We start from the raw sequence: 21,258 nt of genomic DNA, 5'->3' as shown, positions 1-21,258 counted from the left end.
GCAGAAGTAAAATATAGATACATCCATTCGCAGCTTTCATTGTAAAGCGTATAGATATTTTCTGAAAGTATGTTTATACCTTGCACTGATGTATTTTTCCACAGAAAAACTGTTCAATAAACTATTAATGCGATAGGTCTAAAACAAAACAGGCGCCACCACTTGAGCGGGACGCCTACAAATAACATATAAATCAAATAATTATGTTGATATTAAAATTCTTCTGGTGCTTCTTCTTCATCAGCATCATTGATAAAGTCTGTTGCCGCACTACTAAATTCACCCGTGTGGTTCAATAACATTTCACGCAGTTTAGTATCAATTTCTTGAGCGACGTCTGGATGCTCTTTTAAATAATTTGTTGAATTAGCTTTACCTTGGCCAATCTTGTCGCCGTTATAGCTATACCAGGCCCCAGCTTTTTCAATTAACTTATGTTTTACACCCAAGTCAATTAACTCGCCAAAGGTATTAATACCTTCACCATACAAAATTTGGAATTCAGCTTGTTTAAATGGTGCTGCAACTTTGTTTTTTACTACTTTAACGCGAGTTTCACTACCAACGATCTCTTCGCCATTTTTCACTGCGCCAATACGACGGATATCTAAGCGAACAGATGCGTAGAATTTTAATGCATTACCACCCGTTGTTGTTTCTGGGTTACCAAACATAACACCTATCTTCATACGAATTTGGTTAATGAAGATCAATAGAGTGTTAGATGTTTTTAAGTTACCCGCTAACTTACGCATTGCTTGGCTCATCATACGAGCTGCTAAGCCCATATGTGAATCACCAATTTCACCTTCAATTTCAGCTTTCGGTGTTAACGCGGCAACGGAGTCAACGATGATCACATCAACTGCGCCTGAACGAGTTAATGCATCACAAATTTCTAGGGCTTGCTCGCCGGTATCGGGTTGAGAACACAGTAAGTTATCGATATCTACACCTAGCTTTTTAGCATAGATGGGATCTAAAGCATGTTCAGCATCGATGAAAGCACACGTTTTACCACTACGCTGTGCGGCAGCAATAACTTGCAGAGTTAGTGTTGTTTTACCTGAAGCTTCAGGGCCGTAGATTTCAACAATACGGCCTAGTGGCAAGCCACCAGCACCCAATGCAACATCAAGGGATAAGGAGCCTGTTGAGATAGTTTCAACATCCATAGAGCGGTCTTCACCAAGACGCATAATGGAACCTTTACCAAATTGTTTTTCAATTTGGCCTAATGCTGCTGCAAGTGCTTTTTGTTTGTTTTCATCAATAGCCATGTTTACTCCCTAAGTGCAATGATTTGACCACTGCAGATAAAACGATTGAATTCGGTTTGTTGAAATTAATTATACTGTATAATCATACAGTATCAAGAAAATTTTTAATTTAACTGCTCTAAAAGTGTTTCGAGTATATAAACTGTTGATTGAAAACGAACTTCGTTTCTGTTTCCTTGAAACACTCTATGCTGTGTAGTGACAAATACTGTCTGGTCTGCCTGTTTTTGTGCAAAACCAAACCATACCGTACCAACAGGTTTTTCTACACTACCGCCCCCCGGGCCTGCAATCCCACTGACTGAAATAGCAAAATCTGCACAAGCTGCTTGTAAAGCGCCCTCCGCCATTTCAGTAACAACCTGTTGGCTGACCGCGCCATACCGCTGTAAAGATTCACTTTTAACACCGATCATTTGGTGCTTTGCCTCATTGCTGTAAGTCACAAAACCGCGCTGAAAGTAGTCGGAACTACCCGATATATCAGTCAAAACCTTAGCAACCCAGCCTCCAGTACAAGACTCCGCGGTTGTGACTGTTTTACCCTGTTCTTTCAGTTTCAGCCCAACCTGAATACTCAATGTTTCAAGCCGCTTCTCATCTATCATGATGTTATCTACCTTTATGCCATTTTTTTACGAGCGCGATCCCAAACCCATAAACCCGCTATCGCAATTGCGAAGACAGCACCAAAACCAATACCTGCATTCACAACTGACAAACCTGCTTTAATTGCTAATGAGTACAAGCCTAACATAATCAGCATTGCACTATTTTCACCTAAATTTTGTACCGCGATCGCATTCCCTGCCCCAACGGTTTCTTTCCCTTTTTCTTGCAATAATGCATTCAATGGAACAACAAATAAACCACCAAAAACACCGAGAATGATTAAAATGAAATAGGATGGAATGATATTTGTTTGCAAGGAAAGTAACACCACCATCATCCCGATAATAACCCCTGCAGGAATGCAGCGATAAACTGTTTTTAGGGTAATAAATTTGGCAGCAAGCCCAGCACCTGCGACTATTCCCACGGCAACCATCGCATTTAGAATAGTCGGCGTTGTGTTGTCTTGTAACCCCAATGCCACAGGTACCCATGCAACAAGCAGAAAACGCAGTGTTACCCCGGCCCCCCAGAACAAACTGGTTCCGACTAGTGAAAAACGACTTTCTTGGTTTGCCCATAGCACGCGGCACGCACTGAAAAAAGACGTCATCAGCAATTTAAGATCCCAACCTTTTCCCGGCCTCGCAGCGTCTAAATGTGGGATGAAAAAATTCGCAATAACGGCTAGTGCGTAGAGTACAGCACATGTTCCCAGCGCTAAGATTAAGTTAATATCGGAAAGCATTCCGCCAACAACTGAGCCCACTAAAATGGCTGCGATTGTTGAAGCTTCCATGACACCATTGGCCTTAACAAGGTTATCTCCCCCGGTCAGTTCACCCAAAATACCGTATTTAGCTGGCGAATATGAAGCGGCTCCGATCCCCACTAACCCATAACAAAGGAATGGGTTTAGGCCAAAACAAATTCCTAATGCGCCAATAAATTTGAAGATGTTAGAAAACAACATCACTCGGCCCTTTGAGAACCTATCTGCAATTTGCCCAACAAACGGCGCTAAAACGATGTACGTGAAAACAAACACCATTTGCAGGATAGGATGGCTCCATTCAGGATAGAACTCGGCTTTAAGCTGGGCTAATATGGCGAACAATAGTGCATTATCTGCAAATGCAGAGAGAAACTGTGAAGCAAGTACGGCTTTCATTCCTCTGCTCATTAGCGGCGAATTGGAAGTACTTTCTTGCATCTTATTCATCCTTTAATGCCATTTGTTTTAATGTAACAAAGTCCGTTTTACCACTACCAAGTACTGGCAACTCTTTAACAAAACGAATATCGCGGGGAACCGCTAACTCGGTTAACCCTTTGCTTTTGGCTGCGCTAGACAATGCACTACGGTCTAATTCTTTATCTGTTGTGAACAAAACAAGCGCTTCACCCTTACTGCTATCTGGCTTTGTCACCACACCGTGATTTGCATTAGGAGAAAGAGAGGCCACCATTTGCTCAATACTTTCGAGGGAAACCATTTCGCCTGCAAGTTTAGCAAAACGCTTAACACGGCCTTTTATCGTACAGAAATTTTTATGATCTAATTCAACGATATCACCGGTGTCGTACCAACCTTCCTCTATTTCACCTTGTGCATTTTCAGCTTGCGGTGTTTCAAGTACGCCTGGCGCTTCAACACGCAAATACCCTTTCATGATATTTGGGCCTTTAAGCTGTAATTTTCCGCCTTGCTCAATACCAGAAATCGGGATAATTCGCGCTTCCATTTCAGGTAGAATTTGCCCTACAGAACCTTCTTTCGCAGCCATAGGGACATTGATTGATACAATTGGTGCACACTCAGTTACCCCATAGCCCTCAAGAATTCGGATACCAAATTTATCAAACCAGATCTTTTTCGTTTTATCTGATAATTTTTCTGCGCCGGCAACCACATAACGCAAACGTGCAAAATCATACTGATGAGCAAACCGTGCATAGTTACCTAAAAAGGTTGATGTCCCAAATAAGACGGTACAGTTTTTGTCATAGACTAATTCAGGAATGATCCGGTAATGCAATGGACTTGGGTAAAGGAAAACTCGGCTCCCTGAAAATAGCGGGATAAATAGCCCAACCGTCAAACCAAATGCATGAAACAGCGGCAGTGACGACATAAAGCGGTCACGTGGTGTGAAATCAGCGATTGTTTTAATTTGTTCTACGTTTGCCATTAAACTGGCATGGCTATGGACAACACCTTTTGGTGTACCTTCTGAGCCGGATGTAAATAAAACAATCGCCTCATCGGACGGTTTACGGGGAATAATAGCTTTTTTAGGGTTAAATAAGTGCTTAATAATCCATAATTTATCTTGCCATGTTACTGTGTCTTTTAAATCTTCAAGGTAAATCCAACTAGCTTCTGGCACTTGCTCTGGAATATGCGTTAAGTTGCCTTTTTCCAAAAACTGGCGGGAAGTAAAGACCACTTTTGCAGCAGAAGCTTTTAACGCGTTGCTAATACCATGACTGCCCGCAGTGTAATTAAGCATAGCAGGTACTCGGCCTCTCATTAAAGCACCGAAAATTGCAGCCGCGGTGACTGTCGCATTTGGCAGTAATAAGCCAACCCTTTCATTTTCATGAGTATAACGTTCAATAATACGACCAACCCCTAAGGTTTTTTTCAATAGAGATTGATATGAATCTTCTTTAAATGCGATGTCTTCAATACAAGGCGTGCGGCGCCCAAAAAACTGGACACTTTGAATAAATTCTTCAACTAATGTGACTTGTGGTAAACAAGACATACGTGCGGATTTCATGATTTGGTACAGATGTTCACCCGCCAGAGCACGACGTTCTACCGCTCTAGGAGCTTCTGGCATAGGAATTTCTTGTGCCGGCAAGATATGCAATGTGATCTTCGGGAACCATTTTAATGGAAAAATCCCTTTCAGACGCCCAAAATGGCTATATTGTGCACCTTCTATACGAATAGGAACAATTTTTGCTCCTGACTTAGCTGCCACAAACGCTGCACCTTCGTATATTTTCATTAAAGAACCATGAACTGAAATTCGACCTTCGGGAAAAATAACTATCGGACGACCTTTTTCTACCTCTTTAACAAGGTGACGAATACCTAGTGGGTTGGCGGGATCAAGAGGAACAATATCTGCATAAGGCTTAAGGCGCTTCACCATTTTTGGTGTGGCAAATGTCGAATAAACAGCAAATACAGGCTTAACAGGCAAGAAAAGTGCAATCAATACACCATCAAGAAAAGAAACATGATTAGGTGTAATTAAGCATTTATCTTGATTAAATTCTTTCGCATCGCCAATAACTTGTACACGAAATAAAAATTTAAGTACTGTTTTGACTACCTTTGCCAACATAATGAATCCCTATACTATGATTATATTTTGATATATTAGAGTGATACGTTTCTACCCTTAGCTGCGTCTATCTTACTGAGCCGCTCCATTTACTCTAATTGGTATATTCCTAAAATACCGATGACTTACCATAAATACGTTTAAGTTAAATCATTAAGTTGTGTGATGATATCGTCGACTGGCTGCGCAGCATCAATAATATGGTGTGCTGTCGCGCGATATATAGGCTCCCTTTGCTGCATCACTTCTTCAATTTCTTCAACTAAAGATTTCCCCGTCAAGCTTGGCCGCTGATCGGCTTGTGGTTCCGCAGCAAGGCGTTTTGCTAAAACTTCAGGATTGGTATTTAAATAAATAACGGTGCCGTTATTACGCATAATTTGCTGATTTTCTTCTGCAAGAACAAGGCCTCCACCAGTAGATACAATCATGTTATTTTGCTTAATCGACTTAAGAACGTCAGTCTCTAATTGACGAAAGTAATCCCAGCCGTGCTGTTCAACAATTTCAGCAATACTTTTTCCAGCTTTTTCTAAAATCAATTTATCTGTATCAACAAATTGATAACCTTTAGATTCTGCAAGTTTTTTACCTATTGTGGTTTTCCCCGAACCTCTTGGACCGATAATGTAAAACATTAAATTTCATCCCATCATCATAAATACTAAGCAATACTAACTACAAATTTGCTTATGATAAATTGCCTTATTTGGCAAATAAAAAAAGAAAGCCACACAAGTGTGGCTATCTCATCATGTTGACTCTTTATGGGCGACTTAAAAAGTCGCCATATCCGATCCATTTATACGTTGTCAGAGCATCTAACCCCATAGGGCCACGTGAATGCAGTTTTTGCGTACTCACGGCAACCTCTGCACCTAAACCGAACTGCCCACCATCGGTAAAACGCGTACTTGCATTAACATATACCGCTGCTGAATCTACACACTGAACAAAATAGTCAGCTTGATGAATGGATTCTGTCAAGATAGCATCAGAATGTGCGGTGCCATAATGGCGAATATGGTCGATAGCCGCGTCAATATCATCAACAATTTCGACGTTAAGATCCAGTGATAGCCATTCATCAACAAGGTTTTCAGGTTTTACATCAACAACGTTTGCTGGGCCTTCTTTTAGCAAGGGAAGCGCTTTCTCACTCGCATGCAATGTCACTTGTTGCTGCGCCATTTTTTCACTTAAAAATGGTAAAAACTCATTCGCAATCTCTTTATGAACTAATAATGTTTCAAGTGAATTACAGGCACTTGGGCGCTGAACTTTTGCATTAATAATCACGTTAATCGCTTTATTAAAATCTACGGATTTATCAACAAATGTGTGGCAAACGCCAATTCCCCCCGTAATGACTGGGATCGTTGATTGCTCACGGCATAATTTATGTAAACCCGCACCACCGCGAGGGATTAGCATATCAACGTAGCGATCTAATTTGAGTAATTGTGCGACTAATTCACGGTCAGGGTTATTAATAGCTTGTACTGCATCTGCTGGCAAGCCGCTATTTTCCAATGCTTTTTGAATAACTTCCACCACCGCAAGGTTAGTATGATGCGTCTCTTTCCCGCCACGCAAAATGACCGCATTACCTGTTTTTAAACATAACGAGGCCACATCAACAGTGACATTAGGGCGAGCTTCATAAATGACACCGACAACCCCCAATGGGACACGACAGCGCTGTAAATTTAAGCCGCTATCCAATTGGCTTCCATCAATGATTTGCCCAACAGGATCCGCTAATTGGCATACTTTTCTGACATCATCAGCAATACTTTTTAAACGCTCTGGCGTCAATAATAAGCGGTCTTGCAACGCTTCGGTCATACCGCTTGCTTTTGCCTGCGCCATGTCTTTTTGATTCGCTGCGAGTATAACGGCATTGTCTTGTTCTAATAGATCAGCAATTTGTAATAATGCTGCATTTTTTTGTTTGGTGCTTAACTGAGCTAATTGCCATGAAGCAACCCTTGCTGCCTTACCCATTGTCTCTAACATAATTAACTCACTATCATATCATCACGATGAACAGCCACAGAACCGTGTTCATAGCCAAGTATTTTGCTGATTTCTTGTGAATGGTGCCCCGCAATCATTCTCAGTGCATCACTATTATAGTGGCTGACCCCATGAGCAAGGTCTTTTCCTGCCATATTACGAATACGGATCACTGCACCTCGAGAGAAATCGCCTTCAATTTTCTGAATACCTTTTGGCAATAACGAGCTGCCTTTTTCCATGATCGCCAATTGTGCACCATCATCAATATACACATCCCCAGCGGCTGGAGCTCCGAAAATCCAACGTTTACGATTTTCCATTGGATTTTTTTGCCCATAAAAACGGGTGCCAACCGGAAGGTTTTCAATAACCGCATTAATCACATCCGGTTTATTTCCAGCTGCAATGATAACATCAATCCCTGCGCGGCCCGCGACATCTGCCGCTTGCAGTTTAGTTGCCATTCCACCGGTTCCTAACCCGCTGACGCTTCCCCCCGCCATTTCACGAAGCTCATCATTAATACCATACACTTCCGGGATCAATTTTGCATTTGGATTACTGCGTGGGTCTGCATCATATAAGCCTTCGATATCAGTCAGTAATAACAGTTTGTCAGCATCTCCGAGGATCGCAGCCAAAGCAGAGAGATTGTCATTATCACCGACTTTGATTTCCGCAGTAGCAACGGCATCGTTTTCATTGATAACAGGAATGATTCCGTTATCTAGCAGTGCTTGTAAGGTATCTCGTGCATTTAAAAAACGTTCTCTGTCTTCTAAATCGGCTCGTGTCAGTAACATTTGCCCGATATGAATACCATAAATGGAGAATAACCGTTCCCATAACTGAATTAAACGACTTTGGCCGACCGCCGCAAGCAACTGTTTAGATGCTATGGTAGCCGGCAGTTCGGGGTAATTTAAGTGTTCACGACCTGCGGCAATTGCCCCAGAAGTCACAATAATAATACGATGCCCTTTTTCATATTGCTGCGCACATTGCCTAACCAGCTCAACAATATGAGCTTGATTTAAACGGCGCGAGCCCCCTGTTAATACACTGGTCCCTAATTTAACTACCAGCGTCTGGCTATTTTTCATCATTTTTCTGCCATTAGGATTAATAAACCAAAAAGTAGGTATCATTTTTATCAGGAGAAGCGCGTTATGCCAACAGGCATAACGCAAAATTCAACAAAAGTTGGTTTAAAACAAATTTATGCGCTTAATTCCAGTTTTAATTCTGCCATTAGCGGGGAGGGAAAGAGGCTTAACTCAAGTTCAGATAATTGTTTAGCAAGGGCTTGATGAAAAGACACTAAATTTTGCTCAATTGCCTCAATAGTTGCTGCATCTTTCAGTGTTTTAACTTGCCAACTACCATGGCTATTGTATAGGCCAAAATGATAAGTAAACTCAAAGCCTTTATCAGTTGCAACCAATTTTAGCCACCACCCCCAAAATTCACGTTTTTCTGGCGCAATATTTGCGTTTACACAAACAACAAGGCTATCAAATATATAACAACCATTTACACATTGTTTTTCACGTAAATAAGGTCCTATCGTAGCAAACTTCTTTAAATACTTTCCATTTGAGTAATCAGTCGGTAAAGCCATGTTAAGGATCTCCTTCTTGGGAAGACCCCTTTTTAACAAATGGGAAAAAATAAGCAAGTTATTAAATAAAATTAAAGTATTTTTGCTTTCAACCAGCTGGTAGTTTCACTTAATGCCTTTTCGAAATTAGCAAAAACAGGCTTGCTTGGTAGCATTATCGTGTCAGCATCCATCGATGAACGTCGAATTAAATCAGATTCCGCTTTAGGACTATAAATATCATCCTTAAGGCTAATTGATAACATTGGGACTTGACTACGTTTCCCTAAAAGCCCCTGATTTTTAAGTGAATAACAGCTTAATTCATGCCGTAAAGCAGAACCATCAACTTGATAAATACCCAAACGACTGGCGAACACATCCAAAACCATCCGAGGAATATCTTGCTGATACTTCTCTTCATGCAATAAGCTGTGCACAATTGGCCCTATGACAGCGACTGCTTTAATTTTATCTGGGCACATATAAGCTAATCTTAATGCTATATTTGCGCCAAAACGCATGCCCACAATACCAAAACGCGTATGGTCAATCCAAGCAATATCCCCTAGTTGACGAACGATTTGCTCATGTAAAGTGCTTGTTTCCTGCGTCAACTTTTGCTTAACCGAATAACCAATGGATGGCATATCCAGTGTTAGCATCGCAATGCCAAGAGGTTCGAGGTAATCACGAAAATAGCGGCAAAAATCAATCTGTAAGCTATCTAACATACCGCAGATCATCACAGTCGGGTAAGGCCCTTGCCCCTGTGAAGGGATATGTAGAAAACCGCAGACTTCTTTTCCACCATCAACTTTAAATGGAATTTTCTTTAAGCGGTATTGAGAAAATTTCGCTGCACTATCATAAGCTTTGCATGCCAGCAAAATAGCTTGGTCAGCAAGCTCATCGCCCTTAATAAATGGGTAAGCAGCGATACTGTACAAGTTAGCTGAACGCAACCAAGCATCCCCTGCCTCTGCACCTTTCTCAAACTCTAATGCTTTTTGTTGCCAATGCATGGCTTGCTGGGACCATTCGAAACACCAGTTTCCGCGACGATTGCCAATGACGGTATCCAATAAGTTATCATTACTGCGCTGTGCATCAGAGATAGCAATACGGCTCAGTACATCTTCAATTTCTAAGGCGTCTATCCCCCGCCAAATCCACATTAAGCGGTTGATCATACGATACCACCCCGCATGATGGGACCCACTTAACACGCTATGTTCTTTGATTTGAGAAATGGTTTGAGATGAATAAGAGACTAATGTTGACGTTTCAACTTGCCTGACTTTAGGTTTGAAAAGTTTTTCTGAAAGGTTTTGCTGAGTCATCCCTATTTCCTTGTCTATCGGAGTTGAATTTGGCCAAAAAAAAGAAAGGGAATGCAAAAATGCATTCCCCAAATTATATCGTGTTTAGCTTAAATATTTTAGGTATTAATGTGTTCTTGCAATCAATAAAGTCGATAACACTTTATAATAACAATATTTTTTCACCTAAAAATCGCCTGAAACACAGACTTATTTATCTTGTTCACACAACGGTTTAACAAAAACGACACCCATATCCCATGGCTGTTCAATCCATGTGTCTTGTGGGATATCGACTACGTAATCATCAACTAATGGACGACCCGCTGGTTTAGCAAAAATAGTCACAAAGTGCGCTTTAGGGTACATATCACGAATAGCTTGTGCTGTACCGCCAGTATCAACTAGGTCATCAATGACAATATAGCCTTCACCATCACCTTCGGCGCGTTTAATCACGGTTAATTCACGCTGGTTGTCATGGTCATAGCTAGAAATACAAACGGTGTCAACGTTACGAATACCAAGCTCACGTGCGAGAAGTGCACCAGGAACAAGGCCACCACGGCTAACCGCGATAATACCAGTCCATTGCTCTACTGGTAATAAACGTTGTGCGAGTTTACGGGCATGTATTTGCAACATATCCCACGTTACGACATATTTTTCGCTCATAAAATTCGGGTCCCGACTGCTGAGTAAATCTGAAATGTGTCTTGCGGAAAAAAGGTTGCGCGAGATTATAGTGATTTGGCCGGTTAAAAACCAGCAAAAAGCGTCATTCACCATTAATTATTATCATTTACACTGTCCATTGCTTAAAAGAAAGTGTTATCCTGAGTTTATCAGCAATGCATCATTTAATTTTGCATATCAAGCTAGTAACTAACATAACTCAACTAAAAATCTCTGAGGTAATTTGAGTTGCTCGGTCAATAAAACTAGTGATGCCATACCCCAAGGAAATTAAATATTTTCCCTAAATAATTTGGGTTGTGGCTAGGCGGCAAATGAGAAAATCCCTAGGAACATACATAAGTATGTGACTAGGGTTTACGAGTGAAGCCAACAACGCTACAACTCAAAATATGACGGGAAAAGGAGAAAAACGTGTCTGAACTTGCTACATTATCCCCCCAACCGCTATGGGACATTTTCGCTAAAATCTGCTCTATTCCACACCCTTCATACCATGAAGAGGCTTTAGCCGCACATATTGTTGATTGGTCAAAACAAAAAGGCTTTCACGTTGAACGTGATGAAGTAGGCAATATTCTGATCCGTAAACCGGCTACGCCTGGTTACGAAAACCGTAAAGGTGTTGTTTTACAAGCTCACTTAGACATGGTGCCACAAAAAAATAACGACACGGTACATGACTTTAAAACCGACCCAATTCGCCCATATGTTAACGGAGAGTGGGTCACAGCTGAAGGCACCACTTTAGGTGCTGACAACGGTATTGGTTTGGCTTCTGCATTGGCGGTTCTTGCCGATGATAGTGTTGAACATGGCCCAATGGAAGTTCTCCTGACCATGACCGAAGAAGCCGGTATGGAAGGTGCCTTTGGCTTGAAAGCAGGCTGGTTGCAAGCCGATATTCTGATTAACACCGACTCAGAAGAAGAAGGTGAAATTTACATGGGTTGCGCCGGTGGTGTTGATTTCACAACCACATTTGACCTGACTCGTGAAGCATTACCACAAGGCTATAAAACTTTCACAATGACCCTAAAAGGCTTGAAAGGTGGGCACTCAGGTGGTGATGTACATTTAGGCTTAGGTAATGCCAATAAGCTGCTAGCGCGTTTTCTGGCAGGACACGCAGAAGATTTAAGCCTAAAATTATTAGATTTCAGAGGCGGTACTGTCCGTAATGCGATTCCTCGTGAAGCCTATGCCGTTATTGCTGTTCCAGCAAACAAAGTTACTGAATTAACGGCATTAAGAACACGCTATGAAGATATTCTGAAAAACGAATTAGCTGTCGTCGAACCTAACCTTGTGCTGCTACTAGACGAAACACAGAGTGAGCTAAAAGCGCTTTCTGATGACTGCCAAAAACGTTTTGTTTTCTTCTTAAATGCGGCGCCAAACGGTGTAATTCGCATGAGTGATGTTGCTATCGGCGTCGTTGAAACGTCACTTAACGAAGGTGTTGTACGCCTTACTGAAGATAAAGCAGAAATTATCTTCCTTGTTCGCTCACTCATTGATAGCGGTAAAAACTACGTTGTTAACATGCTGACATCTATCAGTAAACTAGCACAAGCCCAATACCGAGCAGAAGGCAGTTACCCTGGTTGGCAGCCGGATGCAGACTCACCAGTCATGCATTTAGTCAGCGAGACCTATAACAAGCTGTTTGGTAAAATCCCTAATGTGATGGTGATCCACGCAGGCCTTGAATGTGGTCTATTCAAAAAACCTTACCCAGACATGGATATGGTTTCAATTGGGCCAACGATTCGCGGTGCACACTCCCCTGATGAACGTGTGCATATTGCAAGCGTTGGTGAGTATTGGAAATTATTAACAGCGGTTTTAAAAGCTATTCCTGTCAAAGAATAAACTGTTGATGACCTAAAGGCCAAACACCCATCACCAGATGGGTGTTTTTATAATTCGAGTAACAATTGTCGTTCAAGCTGCGGGCTTTGCAGCATGACATGTAAACCAACTAGCCGAACACCACGCCCTAAGCGACGATTATCCCAAACTTGTTTCGCTATTTGCACCAAATCTTGTTTATTAAGAACTGGATATACGTGTTCTTGTGTGGTTTGCTGGAAGTCTGCAAATTTAAATTTCACACCTTGGCGAGCAATTCGTAGGTCAGGTTTTACCTTCGCCAAACGCCGTTGTAATTCGTCATATAATTTATCAAGTAACTGTAAACAATCGGTCCATTGGTCAATATCCACTGCAAGCGTGCGTTCAACCCCCACTGATTTTCTTAGCCTATCAGAGTTAATAGCTCGCTCATCGATACCATGGCAACGCTCCCATAGTACCTGACCAAATTTACCCATACTTTTAATCAATGCAACAACATCATATTTTTGAACATCAGCACAAGTCATCAACCCCATATCCGCTAATTTTTGGGCTGTTACCTTACCCACACCAGGGATCTTTTTTAGAGGCAAGTTAAGAACGAATTGTTCGATATTTTGCGGAGTGATTACGAATTGGCCATTAGGTTTATTCATATCTGAAGCAATCTTTGCCAAAAATTTTATTGGCGCTATCCCTGCTGAAGCCGTTAATTGCAGTTCATCGAAAATTTGCTGACGAATAGCCTCTGCGATTAACGTTGCAGAGCCGTGCAATTGTGTGCAATCCGTGACATCCAAATAAGCTTCATCAAGAGAAAGCGGTTCTATGAGGTCTGTATAGCGTGCAAATATCTTTTGAATATGCAAAGAGGTTTCTTTATAAAGTGCCATATGCCCAGGAACAACTTTCAAGTGCGGGCAAAGCCTAAGTGCAATTGCTGTGGACATCGCACTGTGAACACCGTAGCGACGAGCTTCATAATTTGCAGTGCTAATCACACCTCGACGATCTGCACTTCCCCCCACCGCAATAGGCACATTGCGAAGGTTGGGATCGTCCCGCATTTCTATCGCTGCATAAAAGCAGTCCATATCAATATGAATAATTTTACGCACGGGTTAGCTCTGCCAATCAAACACCTGATTAAATATACAGTATATTTATTGGCTATGCAATTATTGCTACGTCACCATAAAATTGATGAGCAGGGAGATAACTTAATGATAATTAGTCAATTCATCATATTGCAATAATTATCTGCCAAGCTACCTAATTAAATGCTTTATTTAAAGTTTGTCTTAAAAACAAGCATTAATACTTACTTTTAAACAAGAAAGTAATAAAAAGAGTTGTTTTATCAACGACAATACCTTGAAAACTATCTATGGATTATATCTATGGCAATTATATCAACATCAAAATATGTTAAGTTTATGGCAACTCTCATAATACTGTTTGCTAGCCAGACCGCTTTTGCACTATCCCCTAAAATTGTTGCGCACCGAGCAGGAACTGCGGATGCTCCTGAAAATACGCTTTACGCTATTGATTTAGCGATTAAAAATAAGTCAGATGCGATTTGGGTAACCGTACAATTAAGTAAAGACAATCAATTAGTTTTATATCGTCCAAGTAAATTGGATGAACTAACCGATAAAAAAGGTAAGGTATCCACTTACACAGCTGAGCAACTAAACCAAGTCAATGCAGCTTACCAATTTAGCCAAAAACATAATCAACAATTTCCTTTGCAGAAAACCACGATTAGTACGTTAAAAACTATTTTGCAGGAATATCCGAATACAACTTTCTATGTTGACCTGAAATCACCTGATGCAGACCCTAATATTCAAGCAAAAGCTATTCTTAATCTATTGAAAGACACACATAGTGTTAATCGAGTACGTTTTTATTCAACTAATGGCGCATTTTTAAATGCACTAAAAACTCTTGAGCCTAAATTACAGTTATTCGAAAGCCGAGATGAAACTCGCACTATACTGGCAAATAGTGTGATAAGCCATCAATGTCCTATGAAAAATCATGAATCTGAAACCCGTTGGTTCGGTTTTGAATTACATCGAAAAATTGAAGTTGTTGAGAAATACACTCTAGGTGAAGCTCGTTCACCTGCGGTTATTTCATGGGACAAAGAAGCTATTGATTGTTTTAGAAAAAATGGCAAGGCTTATATCATTGTTTTTGGTGTTAATAATGAAAGTGACTACCAACTCGCAAAAGAAATTGGTGCTGATGCTGTAATGGTTGATTCACCTAAAGCATTTAGAAAATAATATACTTCAATATAAAAACTAAGTTATTTCAATAATAGCTTAGTTTTAACTTACATTATTTAAAATAATCATTTTATTTTATTACATAATAACAAGTTATATTAAAGCGTGTCTGTAAGATTAAATTGTATAATGGTCTTTCATAGCGACCTTAGCCAACAATACTGTTAGCTAAGGTCTATAAATGAAGAGTTGAATTATATAATACGGTTTTTATTGAGCAGTTTTTTACGTGCTTCTTCGCGTGCCATGCGTTTCTTACGTGCATCACAAGGTTCGGGACAATCACACACTTTTTCAACACCAATACTGCTTAACCCACCGCAGCTACCTTGAATACTCTTACGCTTAATAATGTACCCAAGTGACATGCCTAAAAAGGCCAACAAAAACAGTGCAAAGGCTGCAATGAAAATATTAAGCATTTTTTTGTCCTCCCACAACTACTGTTTTTTGGTTAAAAACGGTTCGAATGCCTTAGTATAACGCTCTTCAAAACCTTTATCTGTCTTAACAATCATGAAAACAGGAATATTCATTTTTTCAGCTAAAGCAAAGCCAGCTTCAGGCCCCAAAACATTTAGCCCTGTAGATAAGCCATCAGCACTCATGCAATTTTCTGCAATCACCGTAATAGAAACTAAATTATGGGTGATTGGTTTTCCTGTTTTCGGGTCAATGGTATGAGAAAAACGAACACCATCTTGTTCGAAATAATTGCGATAGTCCCCTGATGTGGCAATAGAACGGTCACCGGGTTCAATGACCTCCTGTGCTGTTTGGCTTACCCCATCCGCTACAGGTTTTTCTATTGCAATACGCCATGGTACTTCTTTACCATTTGTTCCTTTTGTACGTACTTCACCACCAATATCAACCATATAATTATTGATATCTAATGATTCTAAATATTCAGCAACAACGTCAACACCATAACCTTTAGCAATTGAGGAAAGGTCGACGTACAGCTCAGGGATTGTTTTAATTAGGTTATTATCTTGAACGGAGAGTTTTTCGATACCTGTCCAGGCTCTACGTTTAGCCAACTCTTCATCTGAAGGTGCTTTAGTCACTCTTCCTTCAGGGCCAAAACCCCATAAATTAACTAAAGGTCCAACCGTTACATCTAATGAACCACTTGTCAGCTTATTAATTTCAATCGCTTTTTTAACCACTGTTGCCGTTGCAGCAGAAACAGGGAATGGTGTATTCACTTCTTTAAATTGGTTAAAACGACTTAATTCTGAATCTGGGCGGTATGTTGACATTTGGTCGTTAACTTCTTCTAACCGTTTATCTATTTCAGCTTGAATAGCTTCAGGCTTTGGCTCCGAAGAGTCTGTAACATATTTAACCGAATAGTACGTGCCCATCGTTTGTCCCTGAAGGTTCTGTTGTTCAGGTCCACCACAGGCAGTAAGAAACAGAGCCGCAACAAATAGCAGTATTGGGGTATAGATTCTTTTACTTAGCATAATTTTCTCCGCGTCAATCATGAGCGCATTTTGTTAAGGTCGCCCAGACTATTAACACACTTTACATCGTCACCCATGCAGAGAATGTTCCAGTCAAAATAATTATAAATATATCGATTAAATGCTAACAAATTAGCACTTAATCGATTTACTAAAATCACAAAGAGGGAAAATATTTCCCCTCTTTAAAGTATTACTGTCTACTGACTTTGATAAGTCTAATAAAATCAGCTGAGTTGCTTAACCACCGAAGTCATCCAATAAGATATTTTCATCTTCAACACCGAGGTCTTTCAACATTTTAATCACAGCAGCATTCATCATTGGAGGCCCACACATATAGAACTCACAATCTTCTGGCGCTGGATGGTCTTTTAAGTAGTTTTCATATAAAACATTATGGATGAAACCTGTATAACCATCCCAATTATCTTCAGGCATAGGGTCTGAAAGCGCGACATGCCATGTAAAGTTTTCATGTTCTGCAGCCAGTTGGTCAAAATCTTCTGTGTAGAACATTTCACGGACTGAACGTGCACCATACCAGAAACTGATCTTACGTTTAGAATTCAAACGACGCAGCTGGTCAAATATATGAGAACGCATTGGCGCCATTCCTGCACCACCACCGATAAACACCATTTCTGCATCCGTTTCTTTCGCGAAAAACTCACCAAACGGCCCAGAAATCGTTACTTTATCCCCTGGCTTTAATGACCAAATATAAGAAGACATGATCCCCGGTGGGACATCTGGATTACGAGGAGGTGGCGTAGCTATACGCACGTTTAGCATAATAATGCCATACTCTTCTGGGTAGTTTGCCATAGAATAGGCGCGAACAGTTGGCTCTTTAACCTCAGACACATAACGGAACAGGTTAAATTTATCCCAATCTTCTCGGTACTCTTCAGGCACATCAAAATCTTCATATTTGACAACATGTGGTGGACACTCAATCTGAATAAAACCACCTGCACGGAAAGGTACAACCTCGCCTTCTGGGATTTTCAATTTTAGCTCTTTAATGAAAGTGGCTTTGTTATCATTAGAAATAACTTCACACTCCCATTTTTTCACACCAAAAATTTCTTCTGGAAGCTCAATTTTTAAATCTTGTTTAACGTTGACCTGACACGCTAACCGGCAGCCTTCTTTTGCTTCGCGCTTGTTAATGTGAGAAAGCTCAGTCGGCAGGATATCACCACCGCCTTCTTTGATTGTCACACGGCATTGACCACAAGAACCACCACCACCACACGCTGATGAAACAAAAATACCTTGGTTTGATAACATGCCTAATAGCTTGTCACCCGCTGGAGCTTCAAAGCTTTTGTCTGGATCGCCATTAACTTCAACTTTGATGTTCCCTGTATTGACTAGCTTGGATTTTGCAAACAGGATTAAACCTGTCAGCACCAAGACAATCAGGGTAAACATCACGACACCTAAAATAATAATTTCCATGAATTCTTCTCGCCTTTATAGCTGCACACCGGAGAAGGACATAAAGCCCAATGCCATTAAACCGGTTGTCACAAAGGTGATACCTAACCCTTTTAGACCCGATGGAATATCTGAGTACTTCATCTTCTCACGGATAGCCGCCAGTAATACGATTGCGAGCATCCAACCGATCCCCGAACCAAACCCATACACGACCGATTCGCTAAAGTTATAATCACGTTGAGCCATGAAAGAAACACCACCGAAAATTGCACAGTTAACGGTAATCAATGGCAAAAAGATACCTAACGCGTTATACAGTGACGGGAAGTAGCGGTCTAAAATCATTTCCAGGATCTGAACTAACGCGGCAATAACCCCGATAAAAGTGATGAAGTTCAAGAAGGATAAGTCAACACCTTCCGCAATCGCACCATCACGTAATACCAAGTTGTATACCAAGTTATTGGCTGGAACAGAGATCCCAAGAACGACCGTTACAGCGATACCCAGTCCAAAAGCGGTTTTTACATTCTTCGATACCGCAAGGAAAGTACACATTCCCAAGAAAAATGCTAATGCCATATTTTCAATAAAGATGGCTTTAACGAACAGGCTAATATAGTGTTCCATGTGATTAGTCCTTCTCTACCTGAGCTGGTTTCAGAGTCCGTAGTCCCCAAATCAGCATACCAATGATAAAGAATGCACTTGGCGCGAGGAGGAACAAGCCATTTGGCATGTACCAACCACCGGTTTGTAGTGATTCAAAAACTGTGATACCAAACAATTTGCCGGAACCAAATAACTCACGGAAAAAACCGACTAAAACAAGGATCACACCATAACCTAGACCGTTACCAATACCGTCCATGAAGCTTTCAATTGGTGGAGCTTTCATTGCGTAAGCTTCAGCACGTCCCATGACGATACAGTTAGTAATAATCAAGCCAACAAATACAGAAAGTTGTTTTGATATTTCATAGGCGTATGCACGTAAAATTTGGTCAACGACAATAACTAAAGATGCAATGATCGCCATTTGAACGATAATACGCACACTGCTCGGAATATAGTTCCTAATGAGTGAAATAAAGAAGTTAGAAAAAGCCGTTACTAAGGTTACAGCAATCGTCATAACAAGCGCGGTTTCTAACTTTGTTGTCACTGCCAATGCAGAACAAACCCCTAATATCTGTAAAGCAATTGGGTTATTATCAAATAGCGGCCCAAGCAGGACGCGTTTTACTTCTTTTGAATCAGCCATTATTCAGCGCTCCTTCACGTACTTTTTTCAGGAACGGACCAAAACCGTTATCCCCTAACCAGAAATCAAACATATGTTGGATCCCGTTTGATGTTAGAGTCGCACCTGAAAGGCCGTCGATACCGTATGGGTTATCTGTAGCACCACCGCGCACGATTTTAATTGCCGGGATCCCCTGTTCATTGAACAGTTTTTTACCTGGCCATTGTGCTTTCCACTGAGGATTATCAACCTCACCACCCAGCCCTGGTGTTTCACCATGTGCGTAGTAAGTAATACCACGAGAGGTAACGCCATCTGCATCTACCGCAATAAAGGCATACATGACAGACCACAAACCAGAGCCATAAACAGGTAAAATAATTTGTGATATTTTTCCTGCTTCATCTTTAACCAAGTAGATTTCAGCACTATTGGCACGGCGGCGGATTTTTGCAATATCCTCTGCAGGAGAGAGTGCAATACTCGTTTCTTCGCTGCGTAGCTCGCTATTTAAGTCATAACGGCTAGTGCTGTCAGATAATTCATTAGTTTTAAAATTCAAAAGCTTAGGTTCGATGCGTTCCTTATACACATTTTGAACTTCCTCAGCGGTCATTTTAGGCTGTAGCAATCCAGCAACACTTAAAATGTTACGTTGAGTATCTAACTGAATTTGTTCTTGCTGCTGTGGTTTTAAACCAACGGCAGCACCTGCGACGACAATAGAGCACACTAGACAAAGAATAAAAACAACTAGAAATGTTCTGCCGACGCTATCGTTATTCATTGGTTTTTCATTAGCCACGAGCTTTTCTCCGCTTAATATTTGCTTGAACGACCAGATAGTCAAACAGAGGAGCAAACAGGTTGGCGAATAGGATCGCCAGCATCATCCCTTCTGGATAAGCTGGGTTAACAACCCTGATAAGGACACACATTACACCGATCAAAATGCCGTACGCCCATTTACCTTTGTCTGTGAATGAAGCTGATACTGGGTCTGTCGCCATAAAAATCATACCGAATGCGAAGCCACCGAGTACCATGTGCCACCACCATGGCATAGCAAACAATGGGTTGGTATCAGAGCCGATAGCGTTGAATAGGTAGGACATTACGATCATACCAACCATCACACCAGCGACAATACGCCATGATGCGATGCGGAAGAACATGATAAGAGCCCCACCAATAAACAGCATCAGTGTAGACACTTCACCAATTGAACCTGGCATGTTACCTAAAAAAGCTTGCATCCAAGTAATAGGTTCATGAGTCACCGTGTTCATTAGCGCATGCTCACCACCAGTTGCCCATTGTGATAATGGTGTTGCACCAGAGAAGCCATCTGCGGCAGTCCAAACTAAGTCACCTGATATTTGAGCAGGGTAAGCAAAGAATAAGAAAGCACGCCCCGCTAATGCCGGGTTTAAGAAGTTACGCCCAGTTCCGCCAAAAATTTCTTTCGCGACAACAACCCCGAAAGTAATACCTAATGCAGCCTGCCATAAAGGAATAGTTGGCGGCACGATCAAGGCAAACAGAATCGAGGTAATAAAGAAGCCTTCGTTTATTTCATGGCCGCGGATCATGGCAAATAACACTTCCCAGAAACCACCGACTAAGAAAACGACTGCATAGATAGGAAGAAAATACACTGCACCCAGCAGCATTTTGCTTCCCCACCCTGCATCCATCGAAAGCGATGCGCCTAAAAACTGCGCTAAGCTATAATGCCAATCACTCGCGAGAACTTGTTGTAACTCAACCCCACTATATAATTGGTGCAATGCTGGGATAGCTTGGTTACCAACGTTATACATTCCCCAAAACATTGCTGGGAAAACCGCTAGCCATACCAATATCATCATACGTTTCAGGTCGATGGTATCCCTGACATGAGAACGCCCTTTTGTTACCGTACCCGGCGTATAAAAAACAGTCGAAACTGCTTCAAATAACGCATAGTATTTTTCTAGCTTTCCACCGGGCTCGAAATGGTGCTCATACTTTTCAAATAAATTTTTCAGACCCATG

At 41.1% G+C, this 21,258-nt stretch carries 20 protein-coding genes; 2 read left to right on the top strand and 18 right to left on the bottom strand.

Annotated elements, in window-relative coordinates:
- Positions 1–212: 212 nt before the first annotated feature.
- The 10 genes from recA to gpt all read right to left on the bottom strand — a co-directional run bounded on the left by recA (position 213) and on the right by gpt (position 10,873).
- On the bottom strand, positions 213–1,280 hold the full coding sequence (gene recA / locus M0M83_RS05010; protein WP_125893621.1) for a recombinase RecA: 1,068 nt from the start codon (positions 1,278–1,280) through the stop codon (positions 213–215).
- A gap of 104 nt (positions 1,281–1,384) precedes the next feature.
- Positions 1,385–1,888, bottom strand: a complete 504-nt coding sequence (gene pncC / locus M0M83_RS05005) for a nicotinamide-nucleotide amidase (protein WP_125893623.1) — start codon at positions 1,886–1,888, stop codon at positions 1,385–1,387.
- Positions 1,889–1,902: 14 nt separating this feature from the next.
- Entirely contained in the window at positions 1,903–3,105 is a 1,203-nt protein-coding gene (lplT, locus tag M0M83_RS05000) for a lysophospholipid transporter LplT (RefSeq protein ID WP_248467769.1), read from the bottom strand.
- Position 3,106: 1 nt separating this feature from the next.
- Positions 3,107–5,254 carry a bifunctional acyl-ACP--phospholipid O-acyltransferase/long-chain-fatty-acid--ACP ligase gene (gene aas / locus M0M83_RS04995; RefSeq protein WP_248467767.1) on the bottom strand — a complete coding sequence of 716 codons (2,148 nt, stop codon included), beginning with the start codon at positions 5,252–5,254 and terminating at the stop codon, positions 3,107–3,109.
- Between the two features lie 140 nt (positions 5,255–5,394).
- Positions 5,395–5,892 (bottom strand): shikimate kinase AroL, encoded by a 498-nt coding sequence (gene aroL, locus M0M83_RS04990; RefSeq protein WP_125893629.1) that lies wholly within the window; start codon positions 5,890–5,892, stop codon positions 5,395–5,397.
- 127 nt (positions 5,893–6,019) lie between these two features.
- Entirely contained in the window at positions 6,020–7,273 is a 1,254-nt protein-coding gene (gene proA / locus M0M83_RS04985) for a glutamate-5-semialdehyde dehydrogenase (RefSeq protein ID WP_248467765.1), read from the bottom strand.
- 2 nt (positions 7,274–7,275) lie between these two features.
- Positions 7,276–8,379 carry a glutamate 5-kinase gene (gene proB, locus M0M83_RS04980; protein WP_102139782.1) on the bottom strand — a complete coding sequence of 368 codons (1,104 nt, stop codon included), beginning with the start codon at positions 8,377–8,379 and terminating at the stop codon, positions 7,276–7,278.
- Between the two features lie 116 nt (positions 8,380–8,495).
- Positions 8,496–8,897: a sigma factor-binding protein Crl gene (crl, locus tag M0M83_RS04975; protein WP_213912860.1), complete on the bottom strand. Its 402-nt coding sequence runs from the start codon at positions 8,895–8,897 to the stop codon at positions 8,496–8,498.
- A 71-nt stretch (positions 8,898–8,968) separates the two neighbouring features.
- Positions 8,969–10,219, bottom strand: a complete 1,251-nt coding sequence (frsA, locus tag M0M83_RS04970; RefSeq protein WP_248467763.1) for an esterase FrsA — start codon at positions 10,217–10,219, stop codon at positions 8,969–8,971.
- A 189-nt stretch (positions 10,220–10,408) separates the two neighbouring features.
- Positions 10,409–10,873, bottom strand: a complete 465-nt coding sequence (gene gpt / locus M0M83_RS04965; RefSeq protein WP_102139783.1) for a xanthine phosphoribosyltransferase — start codon at positions 10,871–10,873, stop codon at positions 10,409–10,411.
- Positions 10,874–11,308: 435 nt separating this feature from the next.
- Here gpt and pepD point away from each other — a divergent pair, with 435 nt between their 5' ends.
- Positions 11,309–12,769 carry a beta-Ala-His dipeptidase gene (gene pepD / locus M0M83_RS04960; protein ID WP_125893637.1) on the top strand — a complete coding sequence of 487 codons (1,461 nt, stop codon included), beginning with the start codon at positions 11,309–11,311 and terminating at the stop codon, positions 12,767–12,769.
- Between the two features lie 47 nt (positions 12,770–12,816).
- Here pepD and dinB read toward each other — a convergent pair whose 3' ends face one another.
- Positions 12,817–13,872 (bottom strand): DNA polymerase IV, encoded by a 1,056-nt coding sequence (dinB, locus tag M0M83_RS04955; protein WP_248467761.1) that lies wholly within the window; start codon positions 13,870–13,872, stop codon positions 12,817–12,819.
- Positions 13,873–14,154: 282 nt separating this feature from the next.
- Here dinB and M0M83_RS04950 point away from each other — a divergent pair, with 282 nt between their 5' ends.
- Complete coding sequence (locus M0M83_RS04950; RefSeq protein WP_248467760.1) at positions 14,155–15,051, top strand: glycerophosphodiester phosphodiesterase family protein; 897 nt, start codon at positions 14,155–14,157, stop codon at positions 15,049–15,051.
- A gap of 197 nt (positions 15,052–15,248) precedes the next feature.
- Here M0M83_RS04950 and nqrM read toward each other — a convergent pair whose 3' ends face one another.
- From nqrM to M0M83_RS04915, 7 genes are all read right to left on the bottom strand, one after another.
- A complete protein-coding gene (nqrM, locus tag M0M83_RS04945) occupies positions 15,249–15,476 on the bottom strand; it encodes a (Na+)-NQR maturation NqrM (RefSeq protein WP_102139747.1) in 228 nt (75 codons plus the stop codon).
- 18 nt (positions 15,477–15,494) lie between these two features.
- A complete protein-coding gene (locus tag M0M83_RS04940) occupies positions 15,495–16,526 on the bottom strand; it encodes an FAD:protein FMN transferase (protein WP_125893643.1) in 1,032 nt (343 codons plus the stop codon).
- 240 nt (positions 16,527–16,766) lie between these two features.
- Positions 16,767–17,993 (bottom strand): NADH:ubiquinone reductase (Na(+)-transporting) subunit F, encoded by a 1,227-nt coding sequence (nqrF, locus tag M0M83_RS04935; protein ID WP_213912863.1) that lies wholly within the window; start codon positions 17,991–17,993, stop codon positions 16,767–16,769.
- A 15-nt stretch (positions 17,994–18,008) separates the two neighbouring features.
- A complete protein-coding gene (gene nqrE / locus M0M83_RS04930) occupies positions 18,009–18,605 on the bottom strand; it encodes an NADH:ubiquinone reductase (Na(+)-transporting) subunit E (protein ID WP_125893647.1) in 597 nt (198 codons plus the stop codon).
- Positions 18,606–18,609: 4 nt separating this feature from the next.
- Entirely contained in the window at positions 18,610–19,239 is a 630-nt protein-coding gene (locus M0M83_RS04925; RefSeq protein ID WP_213912864.1) for an NADH:ubiquinone reductase (Na(+)-transporting) subunit D, read from the bottom strand.
- The gene (locus M0M83_RS04920) at positions 19,232–20,026 is read right to left on the bottom strand and encodes a Na(+)-translocating NADH-quinone reductase subunit C (protein WP_213912865.1); all 795 of its coding nucleotides are present in this window, start codon (positions 20,024–20,026) and stop codon (positions 19,232–19,234) included. Before M0M83_RS04920 ends, M0M83_RS04925 begins: the two co-directional genes overlap by 8 nt.
- Positions 20,019–21,257: an NADH:ubiquinone reductase (Na(+)-transporting) subunit B gene (locus M0M83_RS04915; RefSeq protein ID WP_248467758.1), complete on the bottom strand. Its 1,239-nt coding sequence runs from the start codon at positions 21,255–21,257 to the stop codon at positions 20,019–20,021. The genes M0M83_RS04920 and M0M83_RS04915 overlap by 8 nt, the downstream gene beginning before the upstream one ends.
- Position 21,258: the final 1 nt, after the last annotated feature.

It is taken from the genome of Providencia rettgeri (genome assembly GCF_023205015.1).
In the GTDB taxonomy this organism is placed as follows: Bacteria; Pseudomonadota; Gammaproteobacteria; order Enterobacterales; family Enterobacteriaceae; genus Providencia; species Providencia rettgeri_E.
This window is presented reverse-complemented; position numbering and strand designations above follow the sequence as displayed.

Excerpts from the sequence above, each read along its gene's own strand:
- nqrF (WP_213912863.1), bottom strand. The coding sequence starts at position 17,993 with ATGGAAATTATTATTTTAGGTGTCGTGATGTTTACCCTGATTGTCTTG.
- M0M83_RS04915 (WP_248467758.1), bottom strand. The coding sequence starts at position 21,257 with ATGGGTCTGAAAAATTTATTTGAAAAGTATGAGCACCATTTCGAGCCC.
- crl (WP_213912860.1), bottom strand. The coding sequence starts at position 8,897 with ATGGCTTTACCGACTGATTACTCAAATGGAAAGTATTTAAAGAAGTTT.
- M0M83_RS04950 (WP_248467760.1), top strand. The coding sequence starts at position 14,155 with ATGGCAATTATATCAACATCAAAATATGTTAAGTTTATGGCAACTCTC.
- aroL (WP_125893629.1), bottom strand. The coding sequence starts at position 5,892 with ATGTTTTACATTATCGGTCCAAGAGGTTCGGGGAAAACCACAATAGGT.
- lplT (WP_248467769.1), bottom strand. The coding sequence starts at position 3,105 with ATGCAAGAAAGTACTTCCAATTCGCCGCTAATGAGCAGAGGAATGAAA.
- M0M83_RS04940 (WP_125893643.1), bottom strand. The coding sequence starts at position 16,526 with ATGCTAAGTAAAAGAATCTATACCCCAATACTGCTATTTGTTGCGGCT.
- frsA (WP_248467763.1), bottom strand. The coding sequence starts at position 10,219 with ATGACTCAGCAAAACCTTTCAGAAAAACTTTTCAAACCTAAAGTCAGG.
- gpt (WP_102139783.1), bottom strand. The coding sequence starts at position 10,873 with ATGAGCGAAAAATATGTCGTAACGTGGGATATGTTGCAAATACATGCC.
- recA (WP_125893621.1), bottom strand. The coding sequence starts at position 1,280 with ATGGCTATTGATGAAAACAAACAAAAAGCACTTGCAGCAGCATTAGGC.
- proA (WP_248467765.1), bottom strand. The coding sequence starts at position 7,273 with ATGTTAGAGACAATGGGTAAGGCAGCAAGGGTTGCTTCATGGCAATTA.
- aas (WP_248467767.1), bottom strand. The coding sequence starts at position 5,254 with ATGTTGGCAAAGGTAGTCAAAACAGTACTTAAATTTTTATTTCGTGTA.
- nqrE (WP_125893647.1), bottom strand. The coding sequence starts at position 18,605 with ATGGAACACTATATTAGCCTGTTCGTTAAAGCCATCTTTATTGAAAAT.
- nqrM (WP_102139747.1), bottom strand. The coding sequence starts at position 15,476 with ATGCTTAATATTTTCATTGCAGCCTTTGCACTGTTTTTGTTGGCCTTT.
- pncC (WP_125893623.1), bottom strand. The coding sequence starts at position 1,888 with ATGATAGATGAGAAGCGGCTTGAAACATTGAGTATTCAGGTTGGGCTG.
- proB (WP_102139782.1), bottom strand. The coding sequence starts at position 8,379 with ATGAAAAATAGCCAGACGCTGGTAGTTAAATTAGGGACCAGTGTATTA.
- M0M83_RS04925 (WP_213912864.1), bottom strand. The coding sequence starts at position 19,239 with ATGGCTGATTCAAAAGAAGTAAAACGCGTCCTGCTTGGGCCGCTATTT.